Origin of the sequence: Klenkia soli (genome assembly GCF_900103975.1) — a bacterium.
Classification (GTDB): Bacteria; Actinomycetota; Actinomycetes; order Mycobacteriales; family Geodermatophilaceae; genus Klenkia; species Klenkia soli.
On sequence record NZ_FNIR01000001.1, the window covers coordinates 43,231 to 68,993 of the forward strand.

General features: G+C 74.3%; 28 protein-coding genes. 20 read left to right on the top strand and 8 right to left on the bottom strand.

Features of this window, described 5'->3' with window-relative positions; all coding sequences use genetic code 11:
- From BLS67_RS00210 to BLS67_RS00245, 8 genes are read left to right on the top strand one after another with little or no spacing between them, the layout of a single operon-like run.
- Complete coding sequence (locus BLS67_RS00210) at positions 1-978, top strand: ABC transporter permease (protein ID WP_091237736.1); 978 nt, start codon at positions 1-3, stop codon at positions 976-978.
- Positions 975-1,931: an ABC transporter permease gene (locus tag BLS67_RS00215; RefSeq protein ID WP_091237739.1), complete on the top strand. Its 957-nt coding sequence runs from the start codon at positions 975-977 to the stop codon at positions 1,929-1,931. Before BLS67_RS00210 ends, BLS67_RS00215 begins: the two co-directional genes overlap by 4 nt.
- On the top strand, positions 1,928-2,779 hold the full coding sequence (locus tag BLS67_RS00220) for an ABC transporter ATP-binding protein (RefSeq protein WP_207500139.1): 852 nt from the start codon (positions 1,928-1,930) through the stop codon (positions 2,777-2,779). Before BLS67_RS00215 ends, BLS67_RS00220 begins: the two co-directional genes overlap by 4 nt.
- A complete protein-coding gene (locus BLS67_RS00225) occupies positions 2,776-3,582 on the top strand; it encodes an ATP-binding cassette domain-containing protein (protein ID WP_091237742.1) in 807 nt (268 codons plus the stop codon). The genes BLS67_RS00220 and BLS67_RS00225 overlap by 4 nt, the downstream gene beginning before the upstream one ends.
- Positions 3,579-4,553, top strand: a complete 975-nt coding sequence (locus BLS67_RS00230) for an aldo/keto reductase (RefSeq protein WP_091237746.1) — start codon at positions 3,579-3,581, stop codon at positions 4,551-4,553. The genes BLS67_RS00225 and BLS67_RS00230 overlap by 4 nt, the downstream gene beginning before the upstream one ends.
- Positions 4,554-4,569: 16 nt before the next feature.
- Positions 4,570-5,364: an HpcH/HpaI aldolase family protein gene (locus BLS67_RS00235; protein WP_091237749.1), complete on the top strand. Its 795-nt coding sequence runs from the start codon at positions 4,570-4,572 to the stop codon at positions 5,362-5,364.
- A complete protein-coding gene (locus BLS67_RS00240) occupies positions 5,364-6,542 on the top strand; it encodes a sialidase family protein (RefSeq protein WP_091237752.1) in 1,179 nt (392 codons plus the stop codon). The genes BLS67_RS00235 and BLS67_RS00240 overlap by 1 nt, the downstream gene beginning before the upstream one ends.
- A complete protein-coding gene (locus BLS67_RS00245) occupies positions 6,542-7,210 on the top strand; it encodes an SDR family NAD(P)-dependent oxidoreductase (protein WP_091239069.1) in 669 nt (222 codons plus the stop codon). Before BLS67_RS00240 ends, BLS67_RS00245 begins: the two co-directional genes overlap by 1 nt.
- Position 7,211: 1 nt before the next feature.
- Here BLS67_RS00245 and BLS67_RS00250 read toward each other — a convergent pair whose 3' ends face one another.
- Positions 7,212-8,390, bottom strand: coding sequence for an acyl-CoA dehydrogenase family protein (locus BLS67_RS00250; RefSeq protein ID WP_091237755.1), 1,179 nt, complete (start codon positions 8,388-8,390; stop codon positions 7,212-7,214).
- Positions 8,391-8,467: 77 nt separating this feature from the next.
- Between BLS67_RS00250 and purT the strand changes: the two genes are divergently transcribed.
- The gene (gene purT, locus BLS67_RS00255) at positions 8,468-9,691 is read left to right on the top strand and encodes a formate-dependent phosphoribosylglycinamide formyltransferase (RefSeq protein ID WP_242653657.1); all 1,224 of its coding nucleotides are present in this window, start codon (positions 8,468-8,470) and stop codon (positions 9,689-9,691) included.
- On the opposite strand, the gene BLS67_RS00260 is transcribed toward purT, so the two are convergent.
- Positions 9,692-10,753: a winged helix DNA-binding domain-containing protein gene (locus BLS67_RS00260; RefSeq protein WP_131801638.1), complete on the bottom strand. Its 1,062-nt coding sequence runs from the start codon at positions 10,751-10,753 to the stop codon at positions 9,692-9,694.
- Positions 10,754-10,890: 137 nt separating this feature from the next.
- Here BLS67_RS00260 and BLS67_RS00265 point away from each other — a divergent pair, with 137 nt between their 5' ends.
- Positions 10,891-12,126, top strand: a complete 1,236-nt coding sequence (locus tag BLS67_RS00265) for a DUF2786 domain-containing protein (RefSeq protein WP_091237763.1) — start codon at positions 10,891-10,893, stop codon at positions 12,124-12,126.
- Between the two features lie 11 nt (positions 12,127-12,137).
- Here BLS67_RS00265 and BLS67_RS00270 read toward each other — a convergent pair whose 3' ends face one another.
- Positions 12,138-13,160 carry a LacI family DNA-binding transcriptional regulator gene (locus tag BLS67_RS00270; protein ID WP_207500140.1) on the bottom strand — a complete coding sequence of 341 codons (1,023 nt, stop codon included), beginning with the start codon at positions 13,158-13,160 and terminating at the stop codon, positions 12,138-12,140.
- Positions 13,161-13,257: 97 nt separating this feature from the next.
- On the opposite strand from BLS67_RS00270, the gene BLS67_RS00275 reads away from it, so the two are divergent.
- On the top strand, positions 13,258-14,178 hold the full coding sequence (locus BLS67_RS00275; protein WP_091237766.1) for an aldose 1-epimerase family protein: 921 nt from the start codon (positions 13,258-13,260) through the stop codon (positions 14,176-14,178).
- Here the strand turns inward: BLS67_RS00275 and BLS67_RS00280 are convergent.
- A complete protein-coding gene (locus BLS67_RS00280; RefSeq protein ID WP_091237769.1) occupies positions 14,168-15,049 on the bottom strand; it encodes an ABC transporter substrate-binding protein in 882 nt (293 codons plus the stop codon). The two genes, BLS67_RS00275 and BLS67_RS00280, sit on opposite strands and share 11 nt — an antisense overlap.
- 42 nt (positions 15,050-15,091) lie before the next feature.
- On the opposite strand from BLS67_RS00280, the gene BLS67_RS00285 reads away from it, so the two are divergent.
- The 5 genes from BLS67_RS00285 (at position 15,092) to BLS67_RS00305 (ending at position 19,654) form a co-directional block, all read left to right on the top strand.
- The gene (locus BLS67_RS00285) at positions 15,092-15,490 is read left to right on the top strand and encodes a TIGR03618 family F420-dependent PPOX class oxidoreductase (RefSeq protein WP_091237772.1); all 399 of its coding nucleotides are present in this window, start codon (positions 15,092-15,094) and stop codon (positions 15,488-15,490) included.
- A gap of 26 nt (positions 15,491-15,516) precedes the next feature.
- Complete coding sequence (locus BLS67_RS00290; protein ID WP_091237775.1) at positions 15,517-16,197, top strand: GntR family transcriptional regulator; 681 nt, start codon at positions 15,517-15,519, stop codon at positions 16,195-16,197.
- Between the two features lie 138 nt (positions 16,198-16,335).
- Entirely contained in the window at positions 16,336-17,862 is a 1,527-nt protein-coding gene (locus BLS67_RS00295; protein ID WP_091237778.1) for an NCS1 family nucleobase:cation symporter-1, read from the top strand.
- Positions 17,859-18,620, top strand: a complete 762-nt coding sequence (locus BLS67_RS00300) for an aspartate/glutamate racemase family protein (protein ID WP_207500141.1) — start codon at positions 17,859-17,861, stop codon at positions 18,618-18,620. The genes BLS67_RS00295 and BLS67_RS00300 overlap by 4 nt, the downstream gene beginning before the upstream one ends.
- A 23-nt stretch (positions 18,621-18,643) precedes the next feature.
- The gene (locus BLS67_RS00305; RefSeq protein WP_091237781.1) at positions 18,644-19,654 is read left to right on the top strand and encodes an adenosine deaminase; all 1,011 of its coding nucleotides are present in this window, start codon (positions 18,644-18,646) and stop codon (positions 19,652-19,654) included.
- Positions 19,655-19,657: 3 nt separating this feature from the next.
- On the opposite strand, the gene BLS67_RS00310 is transcribed toward BLS67_RS00305, so the two are convergent.
- Complete coding sequence (locus BLS67_RS00310) at positions 19,658-20,230, bottom strand: GNAT family N-acetyltransferase (protein WP_091237784.1); 573 nt, start codon at positions 20,228-20,230, stop codon at positions 19,658-19,660.
- A 56-nt stretch (positions 20,231-20,286) separates the two neighbouring features.
- Between BLS67_RS00310 and BLS67_RS00315 the strand changes: the two genes are divergently transcribed.
- On the top strand, positions 20,287-20,871 hold the full coding sequence (locus tag BLS67_RS00315; protein ID WP_242653659.1) for a DUF1353 domain-containing protein: 585 nt from the start codon (positions 20,287-20,289) through the stop codon (positions 20,869-20,871).
- On the opposite strand, the gene BLS67_RS00320 is transcribed toward BLS67_RS00315, so the two are convergent.
- From BLS67_RS00320 to BLS67_RS00330, 3 genes are all read right to left on the bottom strand, one after another.
- The gene (locus BLS67_RS00320; protein ID WP_207500142.1) at positions 20,847-21,362 is read right to left on the bottom strand and encodes a TrmH family RNA methyltransferase; all 516 of its coding nucleotides are present in this window, start codon (positions 21,360-21,362) and stop codon (positions 20,847-20,849) included. The two genes, BLS67_RS00315 and BLS67_RS00320, sit on opposite strands and share 25 nt — an antisense overlap.
- A gap of 92 nt (positions 21,363-21,454) precedes the next feature.
- Complete coding sequence (locus BLS67_RS00325) at positions 21,455-22,588, bottom strand: HNH endonuclease (RefSeq protein ID WP_242653661.1); 1,134 nt, start codon at positions 22,586-22,588, stop codon at positions 21,455-21,457.
- Between the two features lie 204 nt (positions 22,589-22,792).
- Entirely contained in the window at positions 22,793-23,890 is a 1,098-nt protein-coding gene (locus BLS67_RS00330; protein WP_091237799.1) for an SDR family oxidoreductase, read from the bottom strand.
- A gap of 65 nt (positions 23,891-23,955) precedes the next feature.
- On the opposite strand from BLS67_RS00330, the gene BLS67_RS00335 reads away from it, so the two are divergent.
- The 3 genes from BLS67_RS00335 (at position 23,956) to BLS67_RS00345 (ending at position 25,751) form a co-directional block, all read left to right on the top strand.
- Positions 23,956-24,156, top strand: a complete 201-nt coding sequence (locus BLS67_RS00335; RefSeq protein ID WP_091237802.1) for a hypothetical protein — start codon at positions 23,956-23,958, stop codon at positions 24,154-24,156.
- Positions 24,157-24,255: 99 nt separating this feature from the next.
- Positions 24,256-24,669 carry a hypothetical protein gene (locus BLS67_RS00340; RefSeq protein WP_091237805.1) on the top strand — a complete coding sequence of 138 codons (414 nt, stop codon included), beginning with the start codon at positions 24,256-24,258 and terminating at the stop codon, positions 24,667-24,669.
- 146 nt (positions 24,670-24,815) lie between these two features.
- On the top strand, positions 24,816-25,751 hold the full coding sequence (locus tag BLS67_RS00345; protein ID WP_165617413.1) for a cytochrome c oxidase assembly protein: 936 nt from the start codon (positions 24,816-24,818) through the stop codon (positions 25,749-25,751).
- The last annotated feature ends 12 nt before the right edge of the window (positions 25,752-25,763 follow it).

A 25,763-nucleotide genomic window follows, 5' to 3' on the forward strand; every position in this document is an offset into this window, starting at 1 on the left:
ATGGCCACCTACATCGCCAAGCGCGTCGGGCAGAGCGTGCTGACGCTCTTCCTGACCATCACCACGGTCTTCGTGCTGCTCCGGCTCGCGCCGGGTGACCCGGCCGCCGCCTACGCCGGGCCGAACCCGACGACCGAGGACCTGGAGCGGATCCGGGCCCAGTTCGGCCTGGACGACTCGATCCTGGTGCAGTACGGCACCTTCCTGAAGGGCCTGGTCACCGGCGACCTCGGGACGTCGTTCTCCTTCCAGGCACCGGCGCTGGACGTCGTCCTGGAGCGGTTGCCCTACACGATCACCCTCGCCGTCTCGGCGATCGTGGTGACCGCGCTGGTCGCGATCCCGCTGGGCGTGTGGATGGCCCGCCGGGCCGACACCGCCAAGGAGTTCGGCGCCAACCTGCTGACCATCACCGGCCAGTCGATGCCCGACTTCTGGAGCGGCATCATGCTGCTCACCGTCTTCGCCGTGGTCGTCCCGGTGTTCCCGGCCTCGGGCTTCACCAGCTGGGGCGGCCTGGTGCTGCCCACGCTGACCATCGCGATCCTGCAGATCGCGCTGATCAGCCGCATGGTGCGCCGCGAGATGAGCACGAACATGGCCGCGCCCTACCTGACCGTCGCCCGCTCCCGCGGGGTCGGCGAGCGGGCGCTGACCTGGCGCTACGCGATGACCAACTCCGCGATCCCGGTGCTCACCGCCCTGGGCACCCGGTTCGCCGCGATGCTCAACGGCGTCGTGGTGGTCGAGGTGGTGTTCGCCTGGCCCGGCGTCGGCTCGCTCGTCGTCCGGGCGCTGGAGACCCGGGACTACCCGCTGATCCAGGCCACCGTGCTGGTCACCGCCGCGCTGACCGTGCTGGTGCAGCTGCTCATCGACCTGGCCTACCCGCTGCTCGATCCCCGGGTGCGGCTGGCGAAGACCGCGAAGCAGAAGACGGCGCCCGCCGTCGCCGCCCCCGAAGGAGCCCTCGCGTGACCACCACCCTGACGCCGGGGCCCGCCACGGCACCGGCCCCGGCCGAGCGGCCCAGCGCGGTCACCCCGGCGGACCTGAAGAACGCCGGTGCCCGGCGCCGCGAGCGCAGCGCCCGGGTCAAGCTCCGGGTCGGCGGGGTCTGCACCCTGCTGGTCGTGCTGCCGGTGCTGCTGGCCTCGGTGCTGCCGCTGCCCGGCCCCGACGAGCAGGACCTCGCCGAGCGCCGGTTGCCGCCGTTGAGCGCCGGGCACCTGTTCGGCACCGACCAGCTCGGCCGCGACCTCCTCTCCCGGATCCTGCACGGCGGCCAGACCTCGCTGATGATCGGCCTGCTGGCGATCGTGGTCTCCGGGTTGATCGGCATCGCCCTGGGTGCGGCGGCCGGCTTCTTCGGCGGCTGGGTGGACGCGGTGGTCTCCCGCCTGCTGGAGGCCCAGCTCTCGCTCCCGCTGCTGCTCATGCTGCTGCTGGTCGTGGCGCTGTTCGGCCCCTCCATCCCGGTCATCACCGCCGTCATCGCGATCGCGCAGTGGCCCGAGGTCGCCCGGCTGACCCGGTCGCTGGTGCTGGTCGAGCGCGGCAAGCCCTACGTCGCCGCGGCCACGGTGCTCGGGCTGCGCCGGGTCTCCGTGCTGACCCGGCACGTCGTCCCCAACGTGCTCCCCCAGGCCACCCTGGTGGTCCTCCTGCTGCTGGCCCAGGCCGTGCTGCTGGAGTCCGCGCTGTCCTACCTGGGCGCCGGGCCCGAGCGCCCGTTCGCCACCTGGGGCCGGATCATCTCCGACGGCCAGGACTACATCACCACCTCGTGGTGGCTGGTCACCCTGCCCGGCCTGTTCATCGTGCTGCTGGTCGTCGGGGTCAACCTGCTCGGCGACGGCCTGCGCGACCGCACCCGTCGTCCGCGCGGGCTGGTCCGCCGCGTCCTCTCCCGCAAGCCCCAGGAGGCGTGAGCACCGTGGTCTTCCCGATCCCGCACGACAGCACCCCGATCCTCGAGGTCACCGACCTGCAGGTCGAGCTGGTCACGGCCGACCGCGTCGTCCGCGCGGTGGACGGCGTCAGCTTCCGCATCTCCCGCGGCGAGACCGTGACGATCATCGGCGAGTCCGGCTCGGGCAAGTCGACGACGGCCATGGGCGTGCTCCAGCTGCTGCCGCACGACCTGGCCGTGCTGTCGGGCTCGGTCAAGGTCGGCGGCGTCGACCTGCTGGTGGACACCGACGCCGCCCGCCGCATCCGCGGCCGGATGGTCTCGCTCATCCCGCAGGACCCGATGACCGCGCTGTCGCCGGTGCACTCGGTGGGCAAGCAGCTCACCGGCGCCGTCCGCCTCGCCGGGCACCCCCGGGGGAAGGCCCGGGCCCGCGCGGTCGAGCTGCTGGAGGCGGTGCGCATCCCGCGGCCCGAGGAGCAGCTGGACAAGTACCCGCACCAGCTCTCGGGCGGCATGCTGCAGCGCGTCCTCATCGCGATCGCGCTGGCCGGGCACCCGGTGCTGCTGGTCGCCGACGAGCCCACCTCGGCCCTCGACGTCACCGTGCAGGCCGGCATCCTGGACCTGCTGCTGGAGCTGCAGGAGCGCACCGGCATCGGGATCCTGATGATCACCCACGACCTGGGTGTCGCCCGGCTGGTGAGCGACCGGATCCACGTGATGAAGGACGGCCGGTTCGTCGAGTCCGGCGACGCCGAGCAGGTCGTGGAGCACCCGCGCGAGGAGTACACCCAGCGGCTGCTGGCCGCCGTCCCCCAGCTGGGGACGTTCGACGAGGACACCCCCGTGGAGGTGCCGGCATGACCGAGCCGTTCCTGTCCGTGCGCGACCTGGTCGTCAGCTACGGCGACTTCCGGGCCGTGGACGGCGTCAGCTTCGACATCGACAAGGGCCAGACCCTGGCCGTGGTCGGGGAGTCGGGCTGCGGCAAGTCGACGATCGCCCGCGCGCTGGTCCGGCTGGTCACCCCGACCTCCGGCCAGATCGTGCTGGACGGCACCGACATCGCCCAGCTCGGCGAGAAGCAGCTGCGCCCGCTGCGGCACCGCGTGCAGATGGTCTTCCAGGACCCCTACGGGTCGCTGGACCCGCACCTGACCGCGGAGAAGATCGTGGCCGAGCCGATGCGGGACCGCTCCCGGGCCGACCGGCACGCCGAGGCCGCCCGGCTGCTGGACCTGGTCGGGCTGCCCACCAGCGCCCTGGACCGCCGGCCCGCCGAGTTCTCCGGCGGACAGCGGCAACGGATCGGCATCGCCCGCGCGCTGGCCACCAGCCCCGACCTGCTGGTGCTCGACGAGGCCACCAGCGCCCTGGACGTCAGCGTGCAGGCCCAGGTGCTGGCCCTGCTGGCCGACCTGCAGCGCGAACGCGGCCTGACCTACCTGTTCATCAGCCACAACCTCGGGGTGGTCAAGCAGATCAGCGACCGGATCGTGGTCATGCGGGCCGGTCGGCTCGTGGAGACCGGGTCCACCGCCGACGTGCTGCACGCCCCCACCGAGGGCTACACCCGGGCGCTGCGCAAGGCCGCGCTCGACCCCACCACGATGCGCGGCCGCAAGCCCCGCGACGTCGTCCGGCAGCTGCAGGGAGCCCCCGCATGACCCTCCAGATCCCCGGGGCACCCGTCCCCATGAGCCGGTTGGTGCTGGGCACCATGACCTTCGGCGACACGGTCGACGCCGCCGGCTCCGCCGCGATGCTCGACGCCGCGCTGGAGGCCGGGATCACCGGCCTGGACACCGCCAACGGCTACGCCGGCGGGGCCACCGAGACCATCCTCGGCCCGCTGCTGGCCACCCGGCGGGACCAGGTGGTGCTGGCCACCAAGGCCGGCATCCCGCACCCCGACGCCGGCGACCACGCCCCGCTGTCGAGGGCCGGGCTCGAGGCCTCGTTGGCCGGGTCGCTGGCCCGGCTGCAGGTCGACCGGGTGGACCTGTTCTACCTGCACCAGCCCGACCGGGCCACGCCGATCCGCGAGACGCTGACGACGATCGCGGACTTCGTCGCCGACGGCCGGGTCGGCGCGCTGGGTGTCTCGAACATGGCCGCTTGGCAGATCGCCGAGCTCGACGCCGCCGCCGACGACGTGGGTTGCCCCCGCCCGGTCGTCGCGCAGCAGCTGTACAACCTGCTGGCCCGCCGGGTCGAGGAGGAGTACCTGGAGTTCGCCCGGGTCAACGGCCTGGCCACCATGGTCTACAACCCGCTCGGCGGCGGGCTCCTCACCGGCAAGCACTCCTTCGACGAGGCGGCCACCAGCGGCCGGTTCGGCGACTCGAAGCTCGCCGCCATGTACAAGCAGCGGTACTGGACCCCCGAGCTGTTCGACGCCGTCGGCCGGCTGTCCGCGATCGCCGACGGCGCGGGGATCCCGCTGGCCGAGCTCTCCCTGCGCTGGCTGCTGGGCTCCTCCGACGTCGGCGCGCTGCTGCTCGGCGGGTCGAAGGTCGCCCAGCTGCAGCAGAACGTCGCCGCCGCAGCGGCCGGTCCGCTGCCCGCCGACGTGGTCGCCGCCTGCGACGAGGTCGGCGCCGCGCTGCGCGGCCCCATGCCCGCCTACAACCGCTGACCCCCTGGAGCTCGCGTTGACCCGCCACACCGACCTGACCGCCCGGATCCGCGCCCGCGAGCGCGTGCTCGGCTACTGGATCACCCTGGACTCCCCCGTCTCCACCGAGCGGATCGCCCGCACCGGCTACGACTACGTGGCCCTCGACGCCCAGCACGGGCTGTTCTCCTACGAGGGCATGCTGCGCGGGATCACCGCGGTCGACGCCGTCGGCGGCGTGGCGTGGGTGCGGGTGGAGGCCAACGACCCCACCTACATCGGCAAGGCGCTGGACGCCGGCGCGGGCGGGGTGATCGTGCCGCTGGTGGACGACGCCGCGCAGGCCGCGGCCGCCGTCGCCGCCGCCAAGTACCCGCCGGTCGGCCGGCGCAGCTACGGCCCGATGCGCTCGGCGCTGCGGGTCGGGCCGAAGCCGGCCGACAGCAACGACACCACGCTGGTGTTCGCGATGATCGAGACGCCGGAGGGCCTGGCGAACGTCCCCGAGATCTGCGCGACCCCCGGCCTGGACGGCGTCTACGTCGGACCGTCGGACCTGTGCATCGCCGTCGGCGGGGCCTTCCCCAACGACCCAGCGGTGGCCGAGGTGTTCGAGGCCGCGCTGGTCACCGTGCGCGAGGCCGCGGCGTCCGCCGGGGTGGCCGCCGGCATCCACACCGCCGCCGGCGCGCAGGCGGCGCAGCGGCTGGCCGAGGGCTACACCTTCGCCACCGTCTCCTCCGACCTCACCCACCTGGAGCAGGCCGCCGCCGACCACCTCGCGGCTGCCCGGGGCGGCCGGGGTACCGCCGACGACGGGACGGGCTACTGATGACCACCACCGAGCTGGTCCGCGACGGCGTGCTGCGGGACGCCGGCCCCGGCCGCCGCGACGCGTTCCTGCCGACGACGACCGTGCAGGTGCACGCCGCCAACCTGATGACGCTCCCCGACGGCACGCTGGGCTGCGTGTGGTTCGGCGGCACGCAGGAGGGCGTCCCGGACATCTCGATCTGGTTCTCCCGGCTGGTCGGCGACACCTGGAGCCCCGCCGCCCAGCTCTCGGACGACGGCGCCCGCTCCGAGCAGAACCCGGTGCTCTTCCCCGCCCCGGACGGCACGCTCTGGCTGCTCTGGACCGCGCAGCACGCCGGCGACCAGGACTCCGCCGAGGTGCGCTGCCGGGTGTCCCCCGACTCCGGGGCGACCTGGGGCGAGGCCCGCACGCTGTTCCCGGCCACCGAGGCGGGCGGGGTGTTCGTCCGCCAGCCGGTGGTCGTGCTGCCCTCGGGCCGCTGGCTGCTGCCGGTGTTCTCCTGCGTCACCGTGCCCGGGCAGAAGTGGGTCGGCGACGTCGACACCAGCTCGGTGATGGTCTCCGACGACGCCGGGGCCACCTGGCGCGAGGTCGTCGTCCCGGGGTCCACCGGGTGCGTGCACATGGACGTCGTCCCGGTCGAGGGCGGGCTGGCCGCGTTCTACCGCAGCCGCTGGGCCGACTGGGTGCACCGCTCGACGTCGTCCGACGACGGCGAGACCTGGACCGCCCCGGTGCCCACCGAGCTGCCGAACAACAACAGCTCGATCCAGGTGACCACGCTCGACGACGGCCGGCTGGCCATGGTGCTCAACCCGACGCAGGCCGGCCCGGACACCCCGCGGCGGCTGTCGCTGTACGACGAGATCGACGACTCCGGGCTCGCCGCCGAGCAGGGCGTCGCCGAGCCCACGGTGGACGACGGCGCGCGGCACGCGTTCTGGGGCACCCCCCGCGCGCCGATGACGCTGGCCCTGTCCGCCGACGGCGGGGTGACCTGGCCCGCACGGCGGGACGTCGAGACCGGCGACGGCTACTGCCTGTCCAACAACAGCCGGGACGGCGTCAACCGGGAGCTGTCCTACCCCTCGGTGCACCAGACCCCCGACGGTCTGCTGCACCTGGCCTTCACCTACCACCGCACGGCGATCGAGCACGTCGTGGTCGACCCGTCGTGGGTGGACGCCCGCTGATGCACGCCCTCGTCACCGGGGCCAGCTCGGGCATCGGCGCGGCCGTCGTGGACCGGCTGCTGGCCGACGGCTGGTCGGTCACCGGGGTCAGCCGGACCGCGCCGGCCGATCAGCCCGGGCTGACCTGGCTGCCCGCCGACTTGGCCGACGTCGAGGCCGTGCGCGACCTGCTCGCCCCGATCGGACCGCTGGACGCCGTGGTGCACTCCGCCGGCGTCCAGCGGTCCGCACCACTGGGCCGGCTGTCGCCGGCCGACGGGGCGCTGATGTGGCGGCTGCACGTGGACGCCGCGACCGCCGTCGTCGACGCCGTGGTGGACCGGGTCGTCGACGGCGGCCGGGTGGTGCTGATGGGCAGCCGGACGGCGGTCGGGGTGGCCGGCAAGAGCCAGTACGCCGCGACCAAGGCAGCGGTGGTCGGCCTGGCCCGGTCGTGGGCGATCGAGCTCGCGCCGCGGCGGATCACGGTGAACGTGGTGGCCCCGGGCCCGACGGAGACCCCGATGCTGCTCGACCCCGGCCGGGCGGCGACGCCTCCGCAGGCGCCGCCGCTGGGCCGGTTCGTACGCCCGGCCGAGGTGGCCGGGCTGACCGCGTTCCTGCTCGGTCCCGAGGGCGGGATGGTCACCGGCCAGCAGCTGGTGGTCTGCGGCGGCGCGAGCCTGTAGGTCAGACGAAGGCGGAGATGCCGGTGACCGAGCGCCCCACGATGAGGGTGTTCATCTCGCGGGTGCCCTCGTAGGAGTACAGCGCCTCGGCGTCGTTGAAGTACCGGATCACGTTGTTCTCCAGCACGATGCCGTTGCCCCCGAACAGCTCGCGGGCCATGGCCACGGTCTCGCGGCCCCGGGCGGTGACGTAGCTCTTGGCCAGGGCGGCCTGGTCGTCGCGGAGGTCGTCGGTCTCCTGCAGCTGGGCGACCCGCACGACCATGCCGAGGCTGGCGGTGACGTTGCCGAGCATGCGGGCCAGCAGGTCCTGGATCAGCTGGTAGCTGCCGATCGGCTTGCCGAACTGCTCGCGCTCCTTGGCGTAGGCGACCGCGTACTCGTAGGCGCCCATCTGACAGCCCACCCCGGACCAGGCGACCCCGCCGCGGGTGACCTTGAGGACCTTGTTGACGTCCTTGAAGGTGTTGCCGCCCTCGAGCTTGTGGTCGGCCGGGATGCGGCAGTCGGCGAACACCAGGTCGGCGTTCTGCACGGTGCGCAGCGCGAACTTGTCCTCGATCTTGGTGGCGGTGAAGCCCGGCGTCCCCTTGTCGACGACGAAGGTCTTCACGGCGTCGTCGGCCTCGTCGCGGGCGAACACGACGACGTGGTCGGCGAACGTGCCGTTGCCGATCCAGCGCTTGGCGCCGTTGAGCACCCACTCGTCGCCGTCGCGGCGGGCGGTGGTGCGCAGGCCGCGGGCGACGTCGGAGCCGCCCTCGGGCTCGGTGAGGGCGAACGCGCCGATCTTGTCCATGCTCATCATCGCGGGGATCCAGCGCTGCCGCTGCTCCTCGGAGCCCAGGATCATGATCGAGCCCATGGCCAGGCCGTTGTGCACGCCCAGGAACGTCGCGATCGAGGGGTCGACCCGCGAGAGCTCGAGGGCCTGGAACCCGCCGTACAGCTTGGACGCCGGTACCCGACCGTCCCACTCGTAGGCCCGCCCCACCACGTCGATGGAGGCGAACTCCGGGATCAGGTCCATCGGGAACTCGGCGGCGGCCCAGGCGGCGTTGACCCGCGGCCGCACCTTGTCGTCCAGGAACTGGCGCAGGGTCTGCAGCTCCGTGCGTTCCTCGTCGGACAGCAGGGTCTCGTACCCGAAGAAGTCCCCGGTGAGCAGGTCGGCGGTCATGGGTGGGTCTCCTTCGTCGACAACGGCGTCTTCCTCGATCGTCCGCCAGCTACCCGCCGGTAGCCACTCCACGCACGGTGCCGACCATCACCCTCACTAGCCTGCTGCGCATGGTCTCCCTGGGCACGCCCCTGTCCCCCTCGGCCACCCGCGTGATGCTGCTGGGCAGCGGCGAGCTGGCCAAGGAGGTGCTGATCGCGCTGCAGCGGCTCGGCGTCGAGACCATCGCGGTCGACCGGTACGCGGACGCCCCCGGGCACCAGGTCGCGCACCACGCCCGCACCATCACGATGAGCGACCCCGACCAGTTGCGCGCGCTGGTCGAGGCGGAGCGGCCCGACGTCGTCGTCCCGGAGATCGAGGCCATCGCCACCCCGACCCTGGTCGAGCTGGAGGCCGAGGGCGTACGGGTGGTGCCCACCGCCCGTGCCGCTCGGCTGACCATGGACCGCGAGGGCATCCGCCGGCTCGCCGCCGAGACCCTCGGGCTGCCCACCAGCCCCTACCGGTTCTGCGACTCGCTCGAGGAGCTGCAGGCCGGCGCCGCGGCGGTCGGGTTCCCGTGCGTGGTGAAGCCGGTGATGAGCTCGTCGGGCAAGGGCCAGAGCACCGTGCGCACCGCCGAGGACGTCGAAGGGGCCTGGGCGTACGCGATGGCCGGCAGCCGGGTGGCCGGCACCCGGGTGATCGTCGAGGGCTTCGTCGACTTCGACTACGAGATCACCCTGCTGACCGTGCGCTCCCTGCGCGACGGGCAGATCGTGACCGGGTTCTGCGCGCCCATCGGCCACCGGCAGGAGTCCGGCGACTACGTGGAGAGCTGGCAGCCGCAGCCGATGAGCGCGGTGGCGCTGGAGCGGGCGCAGGCGATCGCCGCAGCGGTCACCGGCGACCTGGGTGGCCTGGGCCTGTTCGGCGTCGAGCTGTTCGTGCGCGGGGACGACGTGTGGTTCTCCGAGGTCAGCCCCCGCCCGCACGACACCGGCATGGTCACCATGACCACCCAGTGGCAGGACGAGTTCGAGCTGCACGCCCGCGCCCTGCTCGGCCTGCCGGTGGACACCTCGCTGCGCAACACCGGCGCCTCCGCCGTGGTCTACGGCGGTGTCGAGGCCACCGGGATCGTGTTCGACGGCGTCGACGAGGCCCTGGCGCTGCCCGGGGTGCAGCTGCGGCTGTTCGGCAAGCCCGAGAGCTTCACCCGCCGGCGGATGGGCGTGGCGCTGGCTCGTGCCGAGGACGTCGACACCGCCCGGGCCACCGCCCGGGAGGCGGCCGGCCGGGTGCGGCCCCGCGCCTGATCAACCCTCTCCGCGGAAGGCCAGCGCCGCCGCCGCGGCCTCCTCGGCCCCCGGCACTTCGTGGAACGGGCTGACCTGCGCCGTCGCCCGCCCGCGCACGACGACGCGCTTCCAGGTGCCCACCACCTCGCCGTCCTCGACCAGCATGGGTGCGAACACCCCGTTGCCCCCGGGGACGACGGCGGTGGAGCGCTCGGGCGCGAGGACGTGGGAGCGGTCGGTCACCCCCAGCAGCAGCTCGTCGAACCCGGCCAGCGCCCGCACGCCGTCGGGTTCGGCCGGGGGCGGATCGCCGAGGGTCCAGAGCACGGCGCCGCCGCAGCGCAGGTCGGTCAGCTCGTCGCGGACGGCGGCGAACCCGGCCCGCACCTCGGTCAGCGTCAGCCCGGTCCACCAGGCGAGGTCGCGCTCGGTGGCCGGGCCGTGCCCCGCCAGGTACCGCCGCACCACCTCGGCGACGGCCGCCGGGCGGTCGGCGGCCGCCTGGCCCGGCGCCCACTCGTCGAGCAGCACGAAGGCCTGCACCGGCCCCCCGGGCGAGGTGCCCCGCGCCGGCCCGAGGCACAGCAGGCCCTGCTGGGCGAGCCGGCCGTAGAGGTGCGGGAGCCGCTGCCCCGAGACGTCCAGGCCGGCGGCGGACCAGCAGGCCCCCAGCTCGGGCCGGGTCAGCGCTCCCCCGCCGGCCAGCTCGGCGCGGGCGACGTCGGCGGCCAGGTCGACGTCGTCGTCGGTGATGCCCAGCTGCCGGTGCCGGGGCTCGGCGGTGCGCATCTGGCGCTCGCCGGTCAGGGACAGCAGCAGCCGCAGGTCGGCCGGGGTGGTGGCGAACAGGGTGCCGCGCATCGGCCAGGCCCGCACGACCTCGGCTGCGGCGAACGCCGCCCAGACGTCGGCGACGGTGCTGCCGGGGACCCGGGACCCGATCGCCCACTCGGCCTGCCGGAGGTCCTGCGCCTGCAGCGCCAGCAGGCCGGTGACCGTGGCGGTGGCCCCGCCCCGCGGACGGGTCAGGCCGAGGGCGGCCAGCCGCATGCGGCGCAGTGCCGCGACGTCGACGTCCATGGGGCCTCCCGGGGGTCGGCGGCGACGGTAGCGGTCGGCACCGACGATCCGGGCCCCGTCGTCCACCGTCGGGCCCGCTGTCCACAGATGACCCGGCAGGGCCGGGATCGTCGGGGTCCTGCGGCACGCTGCTGGTCATGCGCACCCCGTGGCGGACCGTCGGCCGTCCCCCCGCCGACCCCGACCCGCTCGAGCTGCTGCGGGCCGCCGCGGTGCTGGCGCGCGAACCGGGCGTGCCCGCCGAGGAGCTCGACCCGCTGACCGGCGCCCTGGCCCGCAGCCACCCCGACCTCGACCTCCCGGGGGCCGAGCCGGCGCTGGCCGAGGCCGTGGCCGCGCTGTACGAGCGCGGGTGGCAACCGGCCGACGTCGTGCACATCGCCCACCGCCGGGTCAGCCGCCGGGCCGCCGCACTGGTCGCCGCGGTCGTGCTCGCGCAGGCACGGGTCTCCCGGGCCGCGGCGCGGGCGCCGCGCGGCTGGGTGGACCAGCTCGACGCCCTGCCCCCTGCCGTCGGGCTGGCCGGCTGGTGGGCCGGCACCGGCGTCGACCCGGCGACCGCCTGGCGCGACGTCGCCCGGGTGCTGGCGCTGCTCCCGGTGCTGCCGCCGCTGCAGCGGCTGGTCCCCGGCCCGGCCGGGTGGCCGCCGCAGCGCCGGGACGACGCCCCCACCCCGGCCGGTCCGGTCGACGAGAAGGTGCTGGGCCGGGTGCGGGCGTTGCTGGCCAAGGCCGAGCGCACCGAGTTCCCCGAGGAGGCCGACGCGCTCACCGGCAAGGCCCAGGAGCTGATGAGCCGGTACGCCATCGACAGCGCGGTGCTCGCCGACCAGCAGGCCACCGACCTGGGGGCCGGTGTGGTCGCCCGCCGGCTGCACCTGGCCGACCCCTACGCGTCGGCCAAGGCCGGCCTGCTGCACGCCGTCGCCGCGGCCAACGGTTGCCAGGTGGTCCTGCTCCGCGACCTGGGCATCGCCACCGTGGTGGGGCTGCCCGTCGACCTGGAGCTGGTCGACCTGCTGTTCACCTCGTTGCTGCTGCAGGCCACCCGGGCGCTGGCCGACGCCACCCGCGCCGGGGGCGGCACGGCCGTCTTCAAGCGGGGCTTCCTGCTCGCCTACGCCGCGCGGGTCGGCGAACGCCTGGCCGCCGCGGGCGAGCGGGCCACGGCGGAGGCAGCCGGTCAGCACGGCGGGGCGCTGGTCCCGGTGCTCGCCCGCCGCGACGCCGCCGTGCAGGAGCGGGTCGGTGACCTGTTCCCGCGACTGCGCCGCGGGAGGGCCCGCACGGTCGACCCCGAGGGCTGGTGGGCCGGTCGCCGGGCTGCCGACTCCGCCGACCTGGGGTCCGGGCGGTCGCCCCTGCCGCGGTGAACGCGGGGAGGTCAGCGCGGGGCCGGCCCCGTGGAGGCGCGCACCACCAGGCGCCCCGGCACGACCACCGGGCACCCGGTGGACCACCGCTCGGAGGCACCGATCCGCTCGACCAGCACGTCCACGCAGCGTCGGCCGACCTCGGCGAAGTCCTGGTGCACCGTGGTCAGCGGGGGCCGCAGGTACCCGGCCTCGGCGATGTCGTCGAAGCCGACCACGCTGACCTGACCGGGCACGTCGACCCCGGCCTCGGCCAGCGCCCGGATCATCCCCAGCGCCATGTGGTCGTTGGCCACGAACACCCCGGTCACCTCGGGCCACCGGTCGCGCAGCAGCAGGCCGGCGTCGTAGCCCGACCGGGCGCTCCAGTCACCGGGCAGCGGGTCGCGCACGGCCAGCCCGGCCGCGGTGAGGGCCTGCTGCCAGCCGTCGAGCCGGGCCTCGGCCTCGAGCCAGTCCTGCCGGCCGCGCACGTGGGCGATCTCGGTGTGCCCGAGCTCGATCAGGTGCCGGGTCGCCTGCAGCGCGCCGTCGACCTGGTCCACGACCACCGAGGGCACCCCCGGGGCTGCACCGCCCTCGACGGCGACCGCCGGCAGGTCGGCGGGCAGCCCGGCCATGACCTGCACCGCGGCCCGCTGCGGGGCGAGCACCACCACGCCGCACACCGACTGCGCCACCAACCGGTCCACGGCGTCGGCGAAGGCCTGCGGGTGCGGGTCGGGCACGGTGACGACCTGCACCTCGTAGCCGGCGGCGCGGGCGGCCTGCTCGAGGCTGAAGAGGGTGCTGGCCGGGCCGTGCAGCGTGGTGTCGAAGGCGATCACGCCGATGGTGTCGGACTGCCGTCGGGCCAGCGCCCGGGCGGTGAGGTTGCGGCGGTAGCCGAGCTCGGCCATCGCCGCCAGCACCTTCGCCCGGGTCTCCTCCTTGACGTAGGGGTGGTCGTTGAGCACCCGGGAGACCGTCTGGTGGGAGACCCCGGCGAGCTGGGCGACGTCGGCCATCACGGGCCGGGCCGGACGCTCGTCCACGTCGCACCTCCTCCTGACCGTCGTCCGACGGCATCGTGGCACGCCGACCCGTGCCTGTTAGCGTTAACAAGAGTCCCACATCACACCAGGAGCACCCGTGTCCGCAGTCCCTCCGTCCGGTGCCCAGCACGAGCTCGCCCTGGACGACGTCCGGGCTGTGGTGACCGAGGTCGGCGGTGGGCTGCGCAGCCTCACGGTGGCCGACCGCGACCTCGTCGTCGGCTTCCCGGTCGACGTCCCCCGCCCCCTGTACCGCGGGTCGGTGCTCGCGCCGTGGCCCAACCGGGTGGCCGACGGGCGGTACTCCACCGCCGGCGGCGAGCAGCAGCTGGCGCTCACCGAGCCCGATCGCGGCAACGCCCTGCACGGGCTCACCTGCTGGAGCGCGTGGGGATTGCTGGACCGCACCCCGTCGTCCCTGCGGCTGGGGGTGCGGATCTGGCCGCAGCAGGGCTGGCCGCACCTGCTGGACGTCGTCGTCGGGTACGAGCTGACCCCGACCGGGCTGCGGTGGACCGTCGAGGGCACCAACCCCGGGGGGGCCCCGGCCCCCTGGGGCAGCTCGGTGCACCCTTACCTGGTCGCCGGGGCCGGCCGCGTCGACGACTGGGAGCTCGAGCTGGACGCCGCCCAGGTGCTCACCGTCGACGACGAGCGCCTGCTGCCGACCGGCCTGGTCGACGTGGGCAGCACCGACCTGGACCTCCGCACCCGGCGATCCCTGCGCGGGCTGGCGATCGACCACGCCTACACCGGGCTCGGCGCCGCCGACCGGGCCACCGCCCGGGTCTGGGCAGCCGACGGCAGCGGCGTGGCGATGCACTGGTCGGCGGCCGACCTGCCGTGGGTGCAGGTGCACACCGCCGACCGCCCCGACCCCGCCGACGACCGGGTGGGTCTGGCGGTCGAGCCGATGACCTGCCCGCCGGATGCCCTGAACTCCGGCACCGACCTGGTCGTGCTGCAGCCCGGCGACGCGCACGCCGCCACCTGGGAGATCGAGGCGCTCAGCCGCTGACCCGGGCCACCGCGGCCGAGGGCGGCACCGCGCCCGGGTGCAGCACGGCGGCGATCGCCTCCACGCCGTCGACCAACCGCGGCCCGGGGCGGACGACGAGACCGTCGGCGTCGATCGCCCACACCGGCCGTCCGGGCAGGTGCGTCGCCACGTCGCGCGCCTGCTCGACCGCCGCGGCCAGGCCGAAGCCGCACGGGGCCACCAGCACGAGGTCGGGGTCGCCGGCCTCGATCGCCGCCCAGGTGGTGGGCACGCTCCGCGCCCCGGCCACCGCGCCCACCGGCTCGCCGCCGGCGGCGGTGACCAGGTCGGGCACCCAGTGGCCGGCGGTGAAGGGTGGGTCGACCCACTCGACGACGGCTACCCGCGGGCGGGGCCTGTCGGCCACGGCCAGGGCGACGGCGTCCAGCCTGGTCCGGAGCCCGGCCACCACCTCGGCGGCCCGCTCGGGAACCCCCGCTCCGCCGCCGACGGTGATGATCGAGGCGAGCACGTCGTCCAGGGTGTGCGGGTCCAGCGTGAGCACGTCGGCCGTCGTCCCCAGGTGGGCGAGCGCCGCGGTGACCGCGCCGGCGGGCAGCGCGCAGACCTGGCAGAGGTCCTGGGTGAGCACGAGGTCCGGCGCGAGGTCGGCCAGCGCCCCGGCCTGCAGCGTGTACAGGTCCTCGCCGGCCGCGACCCGGGCCCGCACGGCGGTGTCGATCTGGCCCGGGGTCAGGCCTGCGGTGTCCAGCCCGCCGACCACGACGGCGGCCCGCTTGCGGATGCCCGCCGGGCGGTCGCACTCGAAGCTGACGCCCACGAGGTCGTCGGCCAGGCCGAGCGCGGCCACGATCTCGGTGGCCGAGGGCAGCAGCGAGACCAGGCGCACGACCCGACGGTAGGCCCTGGACGCAGGCCGTAGCGTCGCCGCATGGACCTGCCCCCGGCGCTGCTCGAGCTGCTCCGCTCCCCCGCACCGTGCTTCATCGCGACGCTGATGCCCGACGGCGGGCCACAGCTGACCCAGACCTGGGTGGACGTCGACGAGCAGGGCCGGATCGTGGTCAACACCGTCGCCGGGTTCCAGAAGGTGCGCAACGTCGAGCGGGACGCCCGGGTCGCGCTGAACGTCGCCGACCCGGCCGACACGTCGCGCTACTTCGGGGTCCGCGGCCGGGTCGTCGACATCACCGCCGACGGCGCCGTCGAGCACATCGAGGCACTCGCGCAGAAGTACACCGGCGGCCCGTACCCCTGGTACGGCGGTCGCGACCAGCAGCGGCTGAAGGTCACGATCGAGGCGGACTCGGTGCACTCCCCGCGGGGCTGAGCACACCGCGCCGGACCGGAGGACCCATGAGCCGTCGACGCCCTCCCGCGCCGTGGGTGCAGGCCCTGGCCGCGGCCCGGGACGCACCCTCGCGCACGCTGGTGCTGGACGAACTGCGCGGCGCCATCGTCTCCGGGCTGGTCCGGCCGGGGGCACCCATCCCGCTGGACGACGTCGCCGCCCGCTTCTCGCTCAGCCGCATCCCGGTGCGCGAGGCGATCATGACCCTGGTGGCCGAGGGGTTGGTCGTGCACCAGCCGCGGGGCGCGTACGTGGTGGCCCGGCTGACCCGCGAGGAGCTGGCCGAGCTGTACGTGGTGCGGGCCAGCCTGGAGGCCGCGGCCCTGGCCGCCGCGGTGCCGCGCGCCACCGACGAGGACGTCGCCGCCGCGGCCCGCATCCTCCGCGAGCTCGAGGCCGGTGGCAGCGTCGAGGACCACCACCGGCGCAGCCGCAGGTTCCACCTGGCCCTGATCGAGCCGTGCCGCATGCACCGGCTGGTCGAGATGCTCGAGCGGGCCTGGAACGTCACCGAGCCGGGTCGGCCGATGTCGCACGCGTCCGCGGCGGAGACGGCAGCGCTGGCCGCCGACCACGTCGCCATGCTCGACGCCCTGGCCGCCCGCGACGGCGCCGCGCTGGTCCGGGTCAGCGGCGCGCACCACGCCCGGTTGCAGGCCATCGTCGCGGCCCTGCCGGAGGACTGACCGGCGCGCCCCGCGGACGCGCCGCCGGGCGCCGCGGATATACCCGGGACGCAACCCAGGGGCAACACCGGATTCCTAGCGTCCACGCCACCGACGACCTCCCGTCACCGTCGGCCCGTCCCCCGCGCAGGAGTCCCGATGACCACCACCGCTGAACCCCCGGTCCCCGCCGGCCACACCACCACCGCACCGTCGGCCGCGGCGCCGGGCGGCGCCGTCGTCAGCCCCGGGTACGACCCCCGGCTGACCAACGAGGACCTCGCGCCGCTGAAGGAGCAGCGCTGGACCTCCTACAACATCTTCGCGTTCTGGATGTCCGACGTGCACTCCGTGGGCGGCTACATCACCGCCGGCAGCCTGTTCGCCCTGGGCATCGCCGCGTGGCAGGTGCTGCTCGCCCTGGTGGTCGGCATCGTCATCGTGCAGGTCTTCGTCAACCTGGTGGCCAAGCCCAGCCAGTCGACCGGGGTGCCCTACCCGGTGATCAACCGGGCCATCTTCGGCGTGAAGGGGGCCAACATCCCGGCGATCATCCGCGGGCTGATCGCGGTGGCCTGGTACGGCGTGCAGACCTTCCTGGCCGCGTCGAGCCTGAACATCATCTTCCTGAAGTTCATCCCGGCGTCGGAGTCGTTGCTGGGCCCGTCGTTCGTCGGGCTCTCGGCGCTGGGCTGGATCTCCTTCGCGATCCTCTGGGTCGCCCAGGCGGCGCTGTTCTGGCGCGGCATGGAGACCATCAAGCGGTTCATCGACTTCGCCGGCCCCGCCGTCTACGTCGTGATGATCGCGCTGGCCGGCTACCTGGTGGCGAAGGCGGGGATCTCGAACATCGACCTCGAGCTGCACACCGGTCCGACGCTGACCGGCTGGGCGAGCATCTCGGCGATGGTCGGTGCGATCGCGCTGGTCGTCTCCTACTTCTCCGGCCCGATGCTGAACTTCGGCGACTTCGCCCGGTACGGCCGGAGCTTCGCCGCGGTGAAGCGCGGCAACTTCCTCGGGCTGCCGGTCAACTTCCTGTTCTTCTCGATCCTGACCGTCATCTGCGCCTCGGCCACCGTCCCCGTGTTCGGCGAGCTGATCACCGACCCGATCGCGACCGTGGCGGCCATCGACACCCCGGTGGCGATCCTGCTCGGCGGGCTGACCTTCGTCACCGCCACCGTCGGCATCAACATCGTCGCCAACTTCATCGCCCCCGCCTTCGACTTCTCCAACGTGGCGCCGCAGCGGATCAGCTGGCGGACCGGCGGCATGATCGCCGCCGTCGGCTCGGTGCTGCTCACGCCGTGGAACTGGTACGACAGCGCCGACGGCATCCGGTACAGCCTGGGCATCCTCGGCAGCCTGATCGGGCCGCTGTTCGGCATCCTGATCGCCGGCTACTACCTCGCGGCCCAGCAGCGGATCGCCGTCGACGACATGTACTCGATGGCCCCGACCGGCCGGTACTGGTTCCGCGGCGGCTACAACCCCAACGCGATCATCGCCGTCGCGGTGGCCGGGTTGCCGGCGATCGCGCTGAGCCTGTTCACCTCGGTGGGCGACTACGGCTGGTTCATCGGCTGCGGCCTGGCCTTCGCCGCCTTCACGGTCCTGGAGCGGGTGCGGCCGATGATCCCGCAGCTCGACCCGTCGGCGCCGGACGTGATCGTGGGGGCATGACCGTGCTGATGCAGGTGATCAACCCCAACACCAGCGCGTCGATGACCGACCTGATCGGCGTGAGCGCCCGGGCCGCCGCCGGGCCCGGCACCGAGGTGGTCGCCGTCCACCCGGGGATGGGTCCGGCGTCCATCGAGTGCCACTACGACGAGGCGCTCGCCGTCCCCGGCCTGCTCGCCCAGGTCGCGGCCGGCGAGGCCGCCGGCGCCGCCGGGCACGTGATCGCCTGCTTCGGCGACCCCGGCCTGGACGCCGCCCGCGAGCTGGCGGCCGGTCCGGTGGTCGGCATCGCCGAGGCGGCCATGCGGACGGCGACCCACCTCGGTCGCCGGTTCGGGGTGGTCACCACGCTGGCCCGGACCACCGGGCGGGCCTGGGAGCTGGCCACCCGCTACGGCGTGCGCGAGCAGTGCGCGACGGTGCGGGCGGTCGAGATCCCCGTGCTGGAGCTGGAGACCGACCCGGCGGCGCGGTCCCGGATCGCCGCCGAGTGCGCCGACGTGGTGGCCCGCGACGGCTGCGACGCGGTGGTGCTCGGCTGCGCCGGGATGGCCGACCTCGCCCGGGAGCTGACCGCCCGGGTCGGCGTCCCGGTGGTCGACGGCGTCGCGGCCGCGGTCGTCACCGTCGAGGGCCTGGTGCGGCTCGGGCTGACGACGGGCAAGCGCGGGGAGTACGCCCCGCCGGTGCCCAAGGCCTACTCCGGGGCACTGGCCCGGTTCGGCGGCGGATCGCCGGGCGTCCCGCAGACCGTGTGAGGTGCGGCGGCGAGGATGGGGCCATGACCACCGGTTCCCTCCTCGCCGCCCTGCCCCGTCTGCCCAAGGCCGAGCTGCACCTGCACGTCGAGGGCACCCTGGAACCGGAGCTGGCGTTCGCGCTGGCCGAGCGCAACGGCGTCGCCCTGCCCTACCCGGACGTCGCGGCGCTGCGGGCGGCCTACGACTTCGCCGACCTGCAGTCGTTCCTGGACCTGTACTACGCGTGCATGCCGGTGCTGCGCACCACCGAGGACTTCCACGACCTGACGGCGGCCTACCTGGAACGGTCGCACCGGGACGGCGTCGTGCACGCCGAGCTGTTCGTCGACCTGCAGGTGCACCTGGCCAACGGCATCGGCGCCGACGACGTCCTGGACGGGATGACCCGGGCGCTGGCCGGCGCCCGCGCGGCCCGGGGCACCACCGGCGGGATCATCCTGAGCATCGTCCGGGACAGTCCGGTGGCCACCGCGCACGCCGCCCTGGACGCCGTCGCCCACCGCATCCACGACCTGGTGGGCATCGGGCTGGACTCCGCCGAGGTCGGGTACCCGCCGTCCCTGTTCGTCGAGGTGTTCGACCGGGCCGCTGCGCTGGGGCTGCACCGGGTGGCGCACGCCGGCGAGGAGGGCCCGCCGGCCTACGTGGTCGAGGCGGTCGAGCTGCTCGGGGTGGAGCGGGTCGACCACGGCATCCGGGCGGTCGAGGACGACGCGCTGGTCGCGCTGCTGGTGGAGCGGGGCATCCCGCTGACGGTCTGCCCGCTGTCCAACCTCCGGCTGCGCGCGGTGCCCGACCTCGCCGCGCACCCGATCCGCGCCCTGGTCGACGCCGGGGTGGCGGTGACGGTGAACTCCGACGACCCGGCCTACTTCGGCGGGTACGCCGGCGCCAACTACGCGGTGCTGGTCGAGCTGGGGTTCACCGCACCCGAGTTCGCCCGGTTGGCGGCGACGTCGGTGCGGGCCTCGTTCACCGACGACGCCCGCAAGGCCGAGCTGCTGGCGCAGATCGACGCCTGGTCGGTCTGAGGATCAGCCCAGGTCGAGCCGCATCAGCACCCTCGGGAAGCCGTTCAGCACCGACGTGGTCTCGGCGGCCTGGGTGAACCCGGCCCGCTCGAAGAGGGCCTTGGTGCCCACGTAGGCCATCGTCAGGTCGACCTTCGCGCCGCCGTTGTCGACCGGGTAGGCCTCGACGGCCGGGGCGCCGTGGTCGCGGGCGAACTGGACGGCGCCGGAGACGAGGTGGTGCGCGATGCCCTGCCCGCGGTGCCCGGGCCGGACCCGGATGCACCAGAGCGACCAGACCGGCAGGTCGTCGACGTGCGGGATGCGGCGGCTGCCGGCGAACGTGGTGTCGGACCGAGGGTGGACGGCGGCCCACCCGACCACCTCGTCGCCGTCGTGGGCCAGCACCCCCGGCGGTGGGTCCTCGGCGACCAGCTCGCGCACCCGGTCACCGCGGTCGGGGCCGGCGAGGGCCTGGTTCTCCTTCGACGGGATGCGGTAGCTCAGGCACCAGCAGACGTTCGAGCCGGCCTTCTTCGGCCCGACCATGGTCGCGACGTCGTCGAAGCCGGTCGCCGGCCGCACCTCGATCGCCATCGGTGGATCCTGGCGCAGGATGGTCCTGACGACCACCCCGAGGCATGGAGGCGCCGGTGCCGTTCGTGACCCGCCCGCACGTCGAGCAGCTCGCCGACCGGCGGTGGCGGTTGACCGAGCCGCTGGTGTACCGGGGCCGCCAGGAGGAATGGGTGGTGCCGACCGGGTTCGTCACCGACTTCGCGTCGGTGCCTGTGCCGGTGCGGTGGCTGATCCCGGCCGACGGCCCCTGGACGGCGGCCGCGATCGTGCATGACTGGTTCTGCACGGTCGGCATCGCAGCGGGCGCGATCACCAGCCGGGACGCGGACGGTGTGTTCCGCCGGATGTGCCGCGAGCTGGGGACGCCGGTGCTGCGCCGCTGGCTGATGTGGGCCGGCGTGCGGTGGGGTGCGCTGGCCAACCCGGTGCGCCGGCCCGGGTTCGCCCGCGACCTGCCCGCCGTCCTCGGGGTGTCGGTGCTGGCGGTGCCGCTCGTGGTGCCGGTGTCGCTGGTGGTCGGGGTCGGGCTGGCCGTGGACGCCGTCGTCGACCGGGCCCTCACCCTGGCGCTCCGCCTGCTGCGTCGCCCCGCCGACCCGGCGGGCCCGTGGCTCGACGAGCGGGTGGGGGCGCCTCAGAGCAGCCCGGACAACCGGTAGAGCACCAACGACCCGGCGACCGCGACGTTCAAGCTCGAACCGGTGCCGACCATCGGGATCTCCACCGCGACGTCCAGCAGGTCGAGCCCACCGGGCGGGATGCCGGTCTGCTCGTGCCCGAGGACGACGACGGTGCGCCGGCGGGCGGCGGGGAGATCGGCCAGCCGCACCGACTCGTCGGTCAGCTCGACGCCGACCACCTGGGTGCCGGTGTCCCGCTGGCGAGCCAGCCAGGTGAGCTGGTCGCCGGTCCAGTGCACGCAGGTCGGTCGGCGCAGCGTGTTGCCGCGGGCCAGGGCCTCGGGCACCCAGGGCAGCTTCGGCACCGCGAGGCAGGCGCCGACGGCGTCGGCGGTGCGCAGCAGGGTGCCGAGGTTGGCGCCGTGCATGGGCCAGAGCGGCGCGACGACGAGGTGGTCCCAGCAGGGGTGGGACCGGCGGCGCCGTTGCCGGCGCAGTTCGCGGGGCGGGGTGAGCCGCGGGGCGCTCACCGGCGTGCGGGGCAGATCTCCATGGTGACGGCGCTTCGCGGCGCGCCGGGGCCATCGTCGGGGGACGTGCAGGGGCCGAGCGTAGCCACGGTTCAGACGAGGCGAGGTTCCAGGAGGATCTCGGATCCGTCGGGGCGGTAGGTGCGCCATCGGCCGCCGGGATCTCGCTGGACCCGGAAGCCGTGGTGGACCTTGGTGCGGTGCGGTTCGCACAGCAGAGCGGAGTTGGTCAGTGAGGTCTCCCCGCCGAGCGCCCAGTGGATCAGGTGGTGGACGTCGGCCCAGTGGTGGGGCGCTCCGCAGCCGGCGAACACGCAGGTCTTGTCCCTGGCGACCACCGCCCGTCGCAGCGCGGGCGTCACGACCCGGTGGGAGCGGCCCAGCTGCAGCGGGGTGCCGTCGGGGCCCATCACGATCCGGGAGACCACCGAGTCGCAGGCCAGCCAGCGGGCGCGGGCGGCGGAGATGGTTGCCCCGAAGCCGGTGGACGCCGTCCCCGGCCCGGCGCCCTCGCCCACGAGGTCATCCAGGTTCATCGTCACCACGATGCGCGGCTTCTCCTTGCGCACCACGGGCAGGTCACCGGCGGCGAGCTGGTTGTCCGCCAGCTGCACCAGGGCATCGGCGTTCTGCTGCCACCGCGTGCGCAGGTCCCCCTGCGGGCGGTGGGCCTGCACGATCGACTCCAGCGCAGCCTTGACCTTCTCCCCACCCACGGCGTCCAGGTCGAACCGGCCGGTCACGCTGCCGTCGGCGTGGGTGGCCATGCTCAGCCGTCGCTCCTCGGTGGGGTCGGGCTCGGTGCCGTCGGGGTCCAGCGCCGCCTCGAACGCCTTCACCGCAACCGCCAACGTCTGGTGCGACGAGGACACGGCCAGCGCCGCCCAGGTCTGGTCGAACGCGGCCAGGTCGACGTCCTGCTCAGCCGCCCGAGCACGCTCTCGCTCCCCCACCCCGGCCGCCACCAGATCCATCTGCGCGGCGGTGGCGGCACCCTCGGCGAACACGGCAGCCAACCGCGGGAAGTGCTCCAGCGCCCGACCGGCGCGCACCACCCGGCTCGCCTCAGCCGGCGACAACCGCAGGTGCCCGATCAACCACGACCGCATCGACCCCAACCCGTCGTGCTCGGGCGCCTGGATCAGCTCCGCGCGACGGGCCGTGCGGGCGATCTCGGCGTCCAACCGGTTGCGGGCGGCCACCAGCACCGCCGTCCGGTCCAGCACCTGGCGTTGCCCAGCCCGTGCAGATCCTCGGACAGGAGGCCGTCGAGCGCCGATCCCAGCTCGCTCACGTCACCTCCCGACCGCTCGAACACGTGTACGAAGCGTACTGGGTCAAACGGTCGCGAACAAGGAGAAAGCCCAGCTCAGAGCCCCCTGCGGGCGGTCAGGACGCGGTCACGCCCGGTGCGCGCCGAGGTGCAGGTGTCACGGGATGATGCCGTCGGCGCGGTAGCGGTCGAAGAGGCGGTAGAACGAGTCCTCGGTGCGCACGTAGCCGGTGAAGCCCAGCAACCGGGACCGGCTCATGTCGGCGAGCACCTCGATGTCGCGGCCCAGGTCGGAGTCGGTGTGCCACCAGGACGCCACCCGCGAGAGGTCGGGCTCGACCAGGCCGTGCTCGGCGACGACGCGCGCCCAGACCGGCTCGGCGTCGGCCATCTGCTCCTCCAGCGGACGCGGCGCCTCGGAGAAGCCGACCGCCTCGACGTCGAGGGCGGCGGCCAGCTTGGGCCACATCCAGCGCCAGCGGAAAACGTCGCCGTTGACCACGTTGAAGGCCTGGTCGGCGGCGGCCTCGGTGGTCGAGGCCCAGATCATGTGGTCGGCGAGCTGGCCGGCGTCGGTCATGTCGACCAGCGAGTTCCACTGGGTCTCCGACCCCGGGAACACGAACGGGCGCCCGTCGGCGCGGCAGATCGCGGCGTAGGCGGCCAGCGTCGAGCCCATGTTCATGGCGTTGCCGACGGCGTGGCCGATGACGGTGTGCGAGCGGTGCACGCTCCAGGTGAAGCCCTGCTCGGCCGCCGCGGCGAAGAGGGCGTCCTCCTGGGCGTAGTAGAAGTTCTCGACCGGCAGGCGGTCGGCGTCCTCGTGGAACGGGGTGTCGGGCATCTCGCCCTGGGCGTAGGCCTCGAAGGGGCCGAGGTAGTGCTTGAGGCCGGTGACCAGCGCAACGTGCCGGACGCTTCGGCCAGGGGCCAGCGCGGCCAGCAGGTCGGCGACCATCGCCTTGTTGACCACGATGTTCTCGGCCTCGGTGTCCTGCTTGGACCACGCGCAGAAGAACACGTGGGTGGGTCGCAGCTCACCCAGCGCCTCGGCCAGGGAGTCGGCGGAGCGCAGGTCGGCGCGGACATGCCGGGCGCTCGAGCCCTCGATCGGGTTGCGGGAGAGGCCGGAGACCTCCCAGCCGCCGGCGGTCAGCTTCTCGACCAGCGCGCTGCCGGTGATGCCGCTGGCACCGACCACGAGGGCGTGCGCGCCGAGGAAGGGAGGGGTGGGTGCGTTCTGCTCGATGCTCATCCTTCGGGGCAGCACCGCCGACCGCCTGCGTGTTCCACCGCGTTGCGCGGGGGATGATGGTGGGCATGGAGATGCTGCGCCGACTGCAGGCCGAACGTCCGCTGGTGTTCTGGCTCGTCCTGCTCGTGGGCTTCTGGGTCGCCTTCCGGCTGCTGATCTTCGTGGCCGAGCTGATCCTCGGGCCGTTCGGTCTTCCCGGGTGGGCCCCGTTGGCCCTGGTGCTGGTCGGGCTCGTCGTCGTCGCCCGCCGGCAGGACTCGCGCTGAACCGTCGGGTTGCGGTGCCTCTCGAGCACCGGGACGCTCGGCGCTGATCGCCCCCGACCGACCTCCATGGTGGGGCGGCGACGTCCTGGAGGAACCCCCGTGCCCTACCGGCCCATCCCGGCAGCCCGCATCCTGTTCCCCGTCGCCTTCGTCGGGTTCACCGCGCTCGGGGTCTTCTTCGTGGTGATATCGGCCCGCGACGACGGCCCGCCGGCGTGGTTCCTGCTGCTGTGGCTGGCCGCGCTGGCGTGGAACGCCTACTGGTGGTTGCTGCGCACCGCCGTCGAGGTGTCGGTCGCCGACGGCCGCTTCCGGTGGCGGACACCAGTGCGCAGCGGTGACGTCCCGGTGGACGACGTCCTGGGCATCGGGCCCACCCGGGCCTCACGGCAGATGGCCCGGATCGAGCTGCGCGACCGCCGTCCGCTGCTCGTGCCGGTGCGCTACGGGTTCGGCGAGGTGGAGCGGGCGATCATGGCCGCCGCCCCGCGAGCGGTGGTCCAGCCCCGCTGATCCGCAGTGGTCAGCTGCAGCCCCTGCGGTGCTGAGGTCGGCGAGGACCCCTGGGGCGACCTCGATCCGAGGCGCGAAGCCCCCCTCGTGCAAGCTCGGCGTGGAGTCCCCCGGGAACACCCAGGCAGCCGCGGCACCATCGTGGCGTGCCCGACCTGAGCCACCCCGTGCGGGCCGCCGATCTGGCCGAGCAGTGGCGGCCGGACTGGCTGAGTCTCGTCGTCCTGGGCGGCGTGGTGGTCCTCGTCGTCCGGGCCCGACTGCGCCTGCGCGCGGACGGGCGTGGATGGCCGCGGTCCCGCGACGCGTCGCTCGCCGCCGGGGTCGTCCTCGGTGTCTGGGTGACCTGCGGCTTCCCGCAGGCCCGCGGGTCGCAGCTGATGTGGGTGTGGACGACGCAGGTGCTGCTCCTGCTGCTCGTCGTCCCCGTCCTGCTGGTGGCCGCGCAGCCGCTGGCGTTGGCCCGGGCGGCCTACGGTCCGCGGTCGGGCCTGGCCCGGGTGCTCGCCTCCGGGCCCATGCGGGTCGGCGGGCACCCGGCGGTGAGCCCGCTCTACGTGCCGGTCCTCGCCGGTCTGCTGTTCTTCGGCGGGGTCGGCGCCTGGAGCCTGCGCTGGGCGCCGGTCGGCTGGGCGCTGCACGTGCTGCTCCTGCTGGTCGGGGCGGTGATCGCCCTCCCGCTGGTCGACCGTGAGGACACCCGCACCTCGCTGGCCGTCGGCGCGGCGCTGGCGGTCGGTGTCGTCGAGCTGCTGCTGGACGCGGTGCCGGGCATCGTGCTGCGCCTGGAGACCCACCTGACGATCCCCGCGTTCGGCCTCGACCGGCCGCCCTGGGCGCCGAGCTGGCTGGCCGACCAGCAGACCGCGGGCAGCATCCTGTGGACCGTCGCCGAGGTGCTGGACCTGCCGTTCCTGGTGCTCACCGTGCTGCAGTGGATCCGGGTCGAGCGCACGGAGGCCCGCCGGGTCGACCTCGAGCTGGACCGCGCGCAGCTCGCCCCGACGGGCACCGATCCCGACCCGACGACGCCGTGGTGGCACCACGACCCCGCACTGCGGGGGCGCTACGGCCCGCCCTGACCCGTCGCCCCG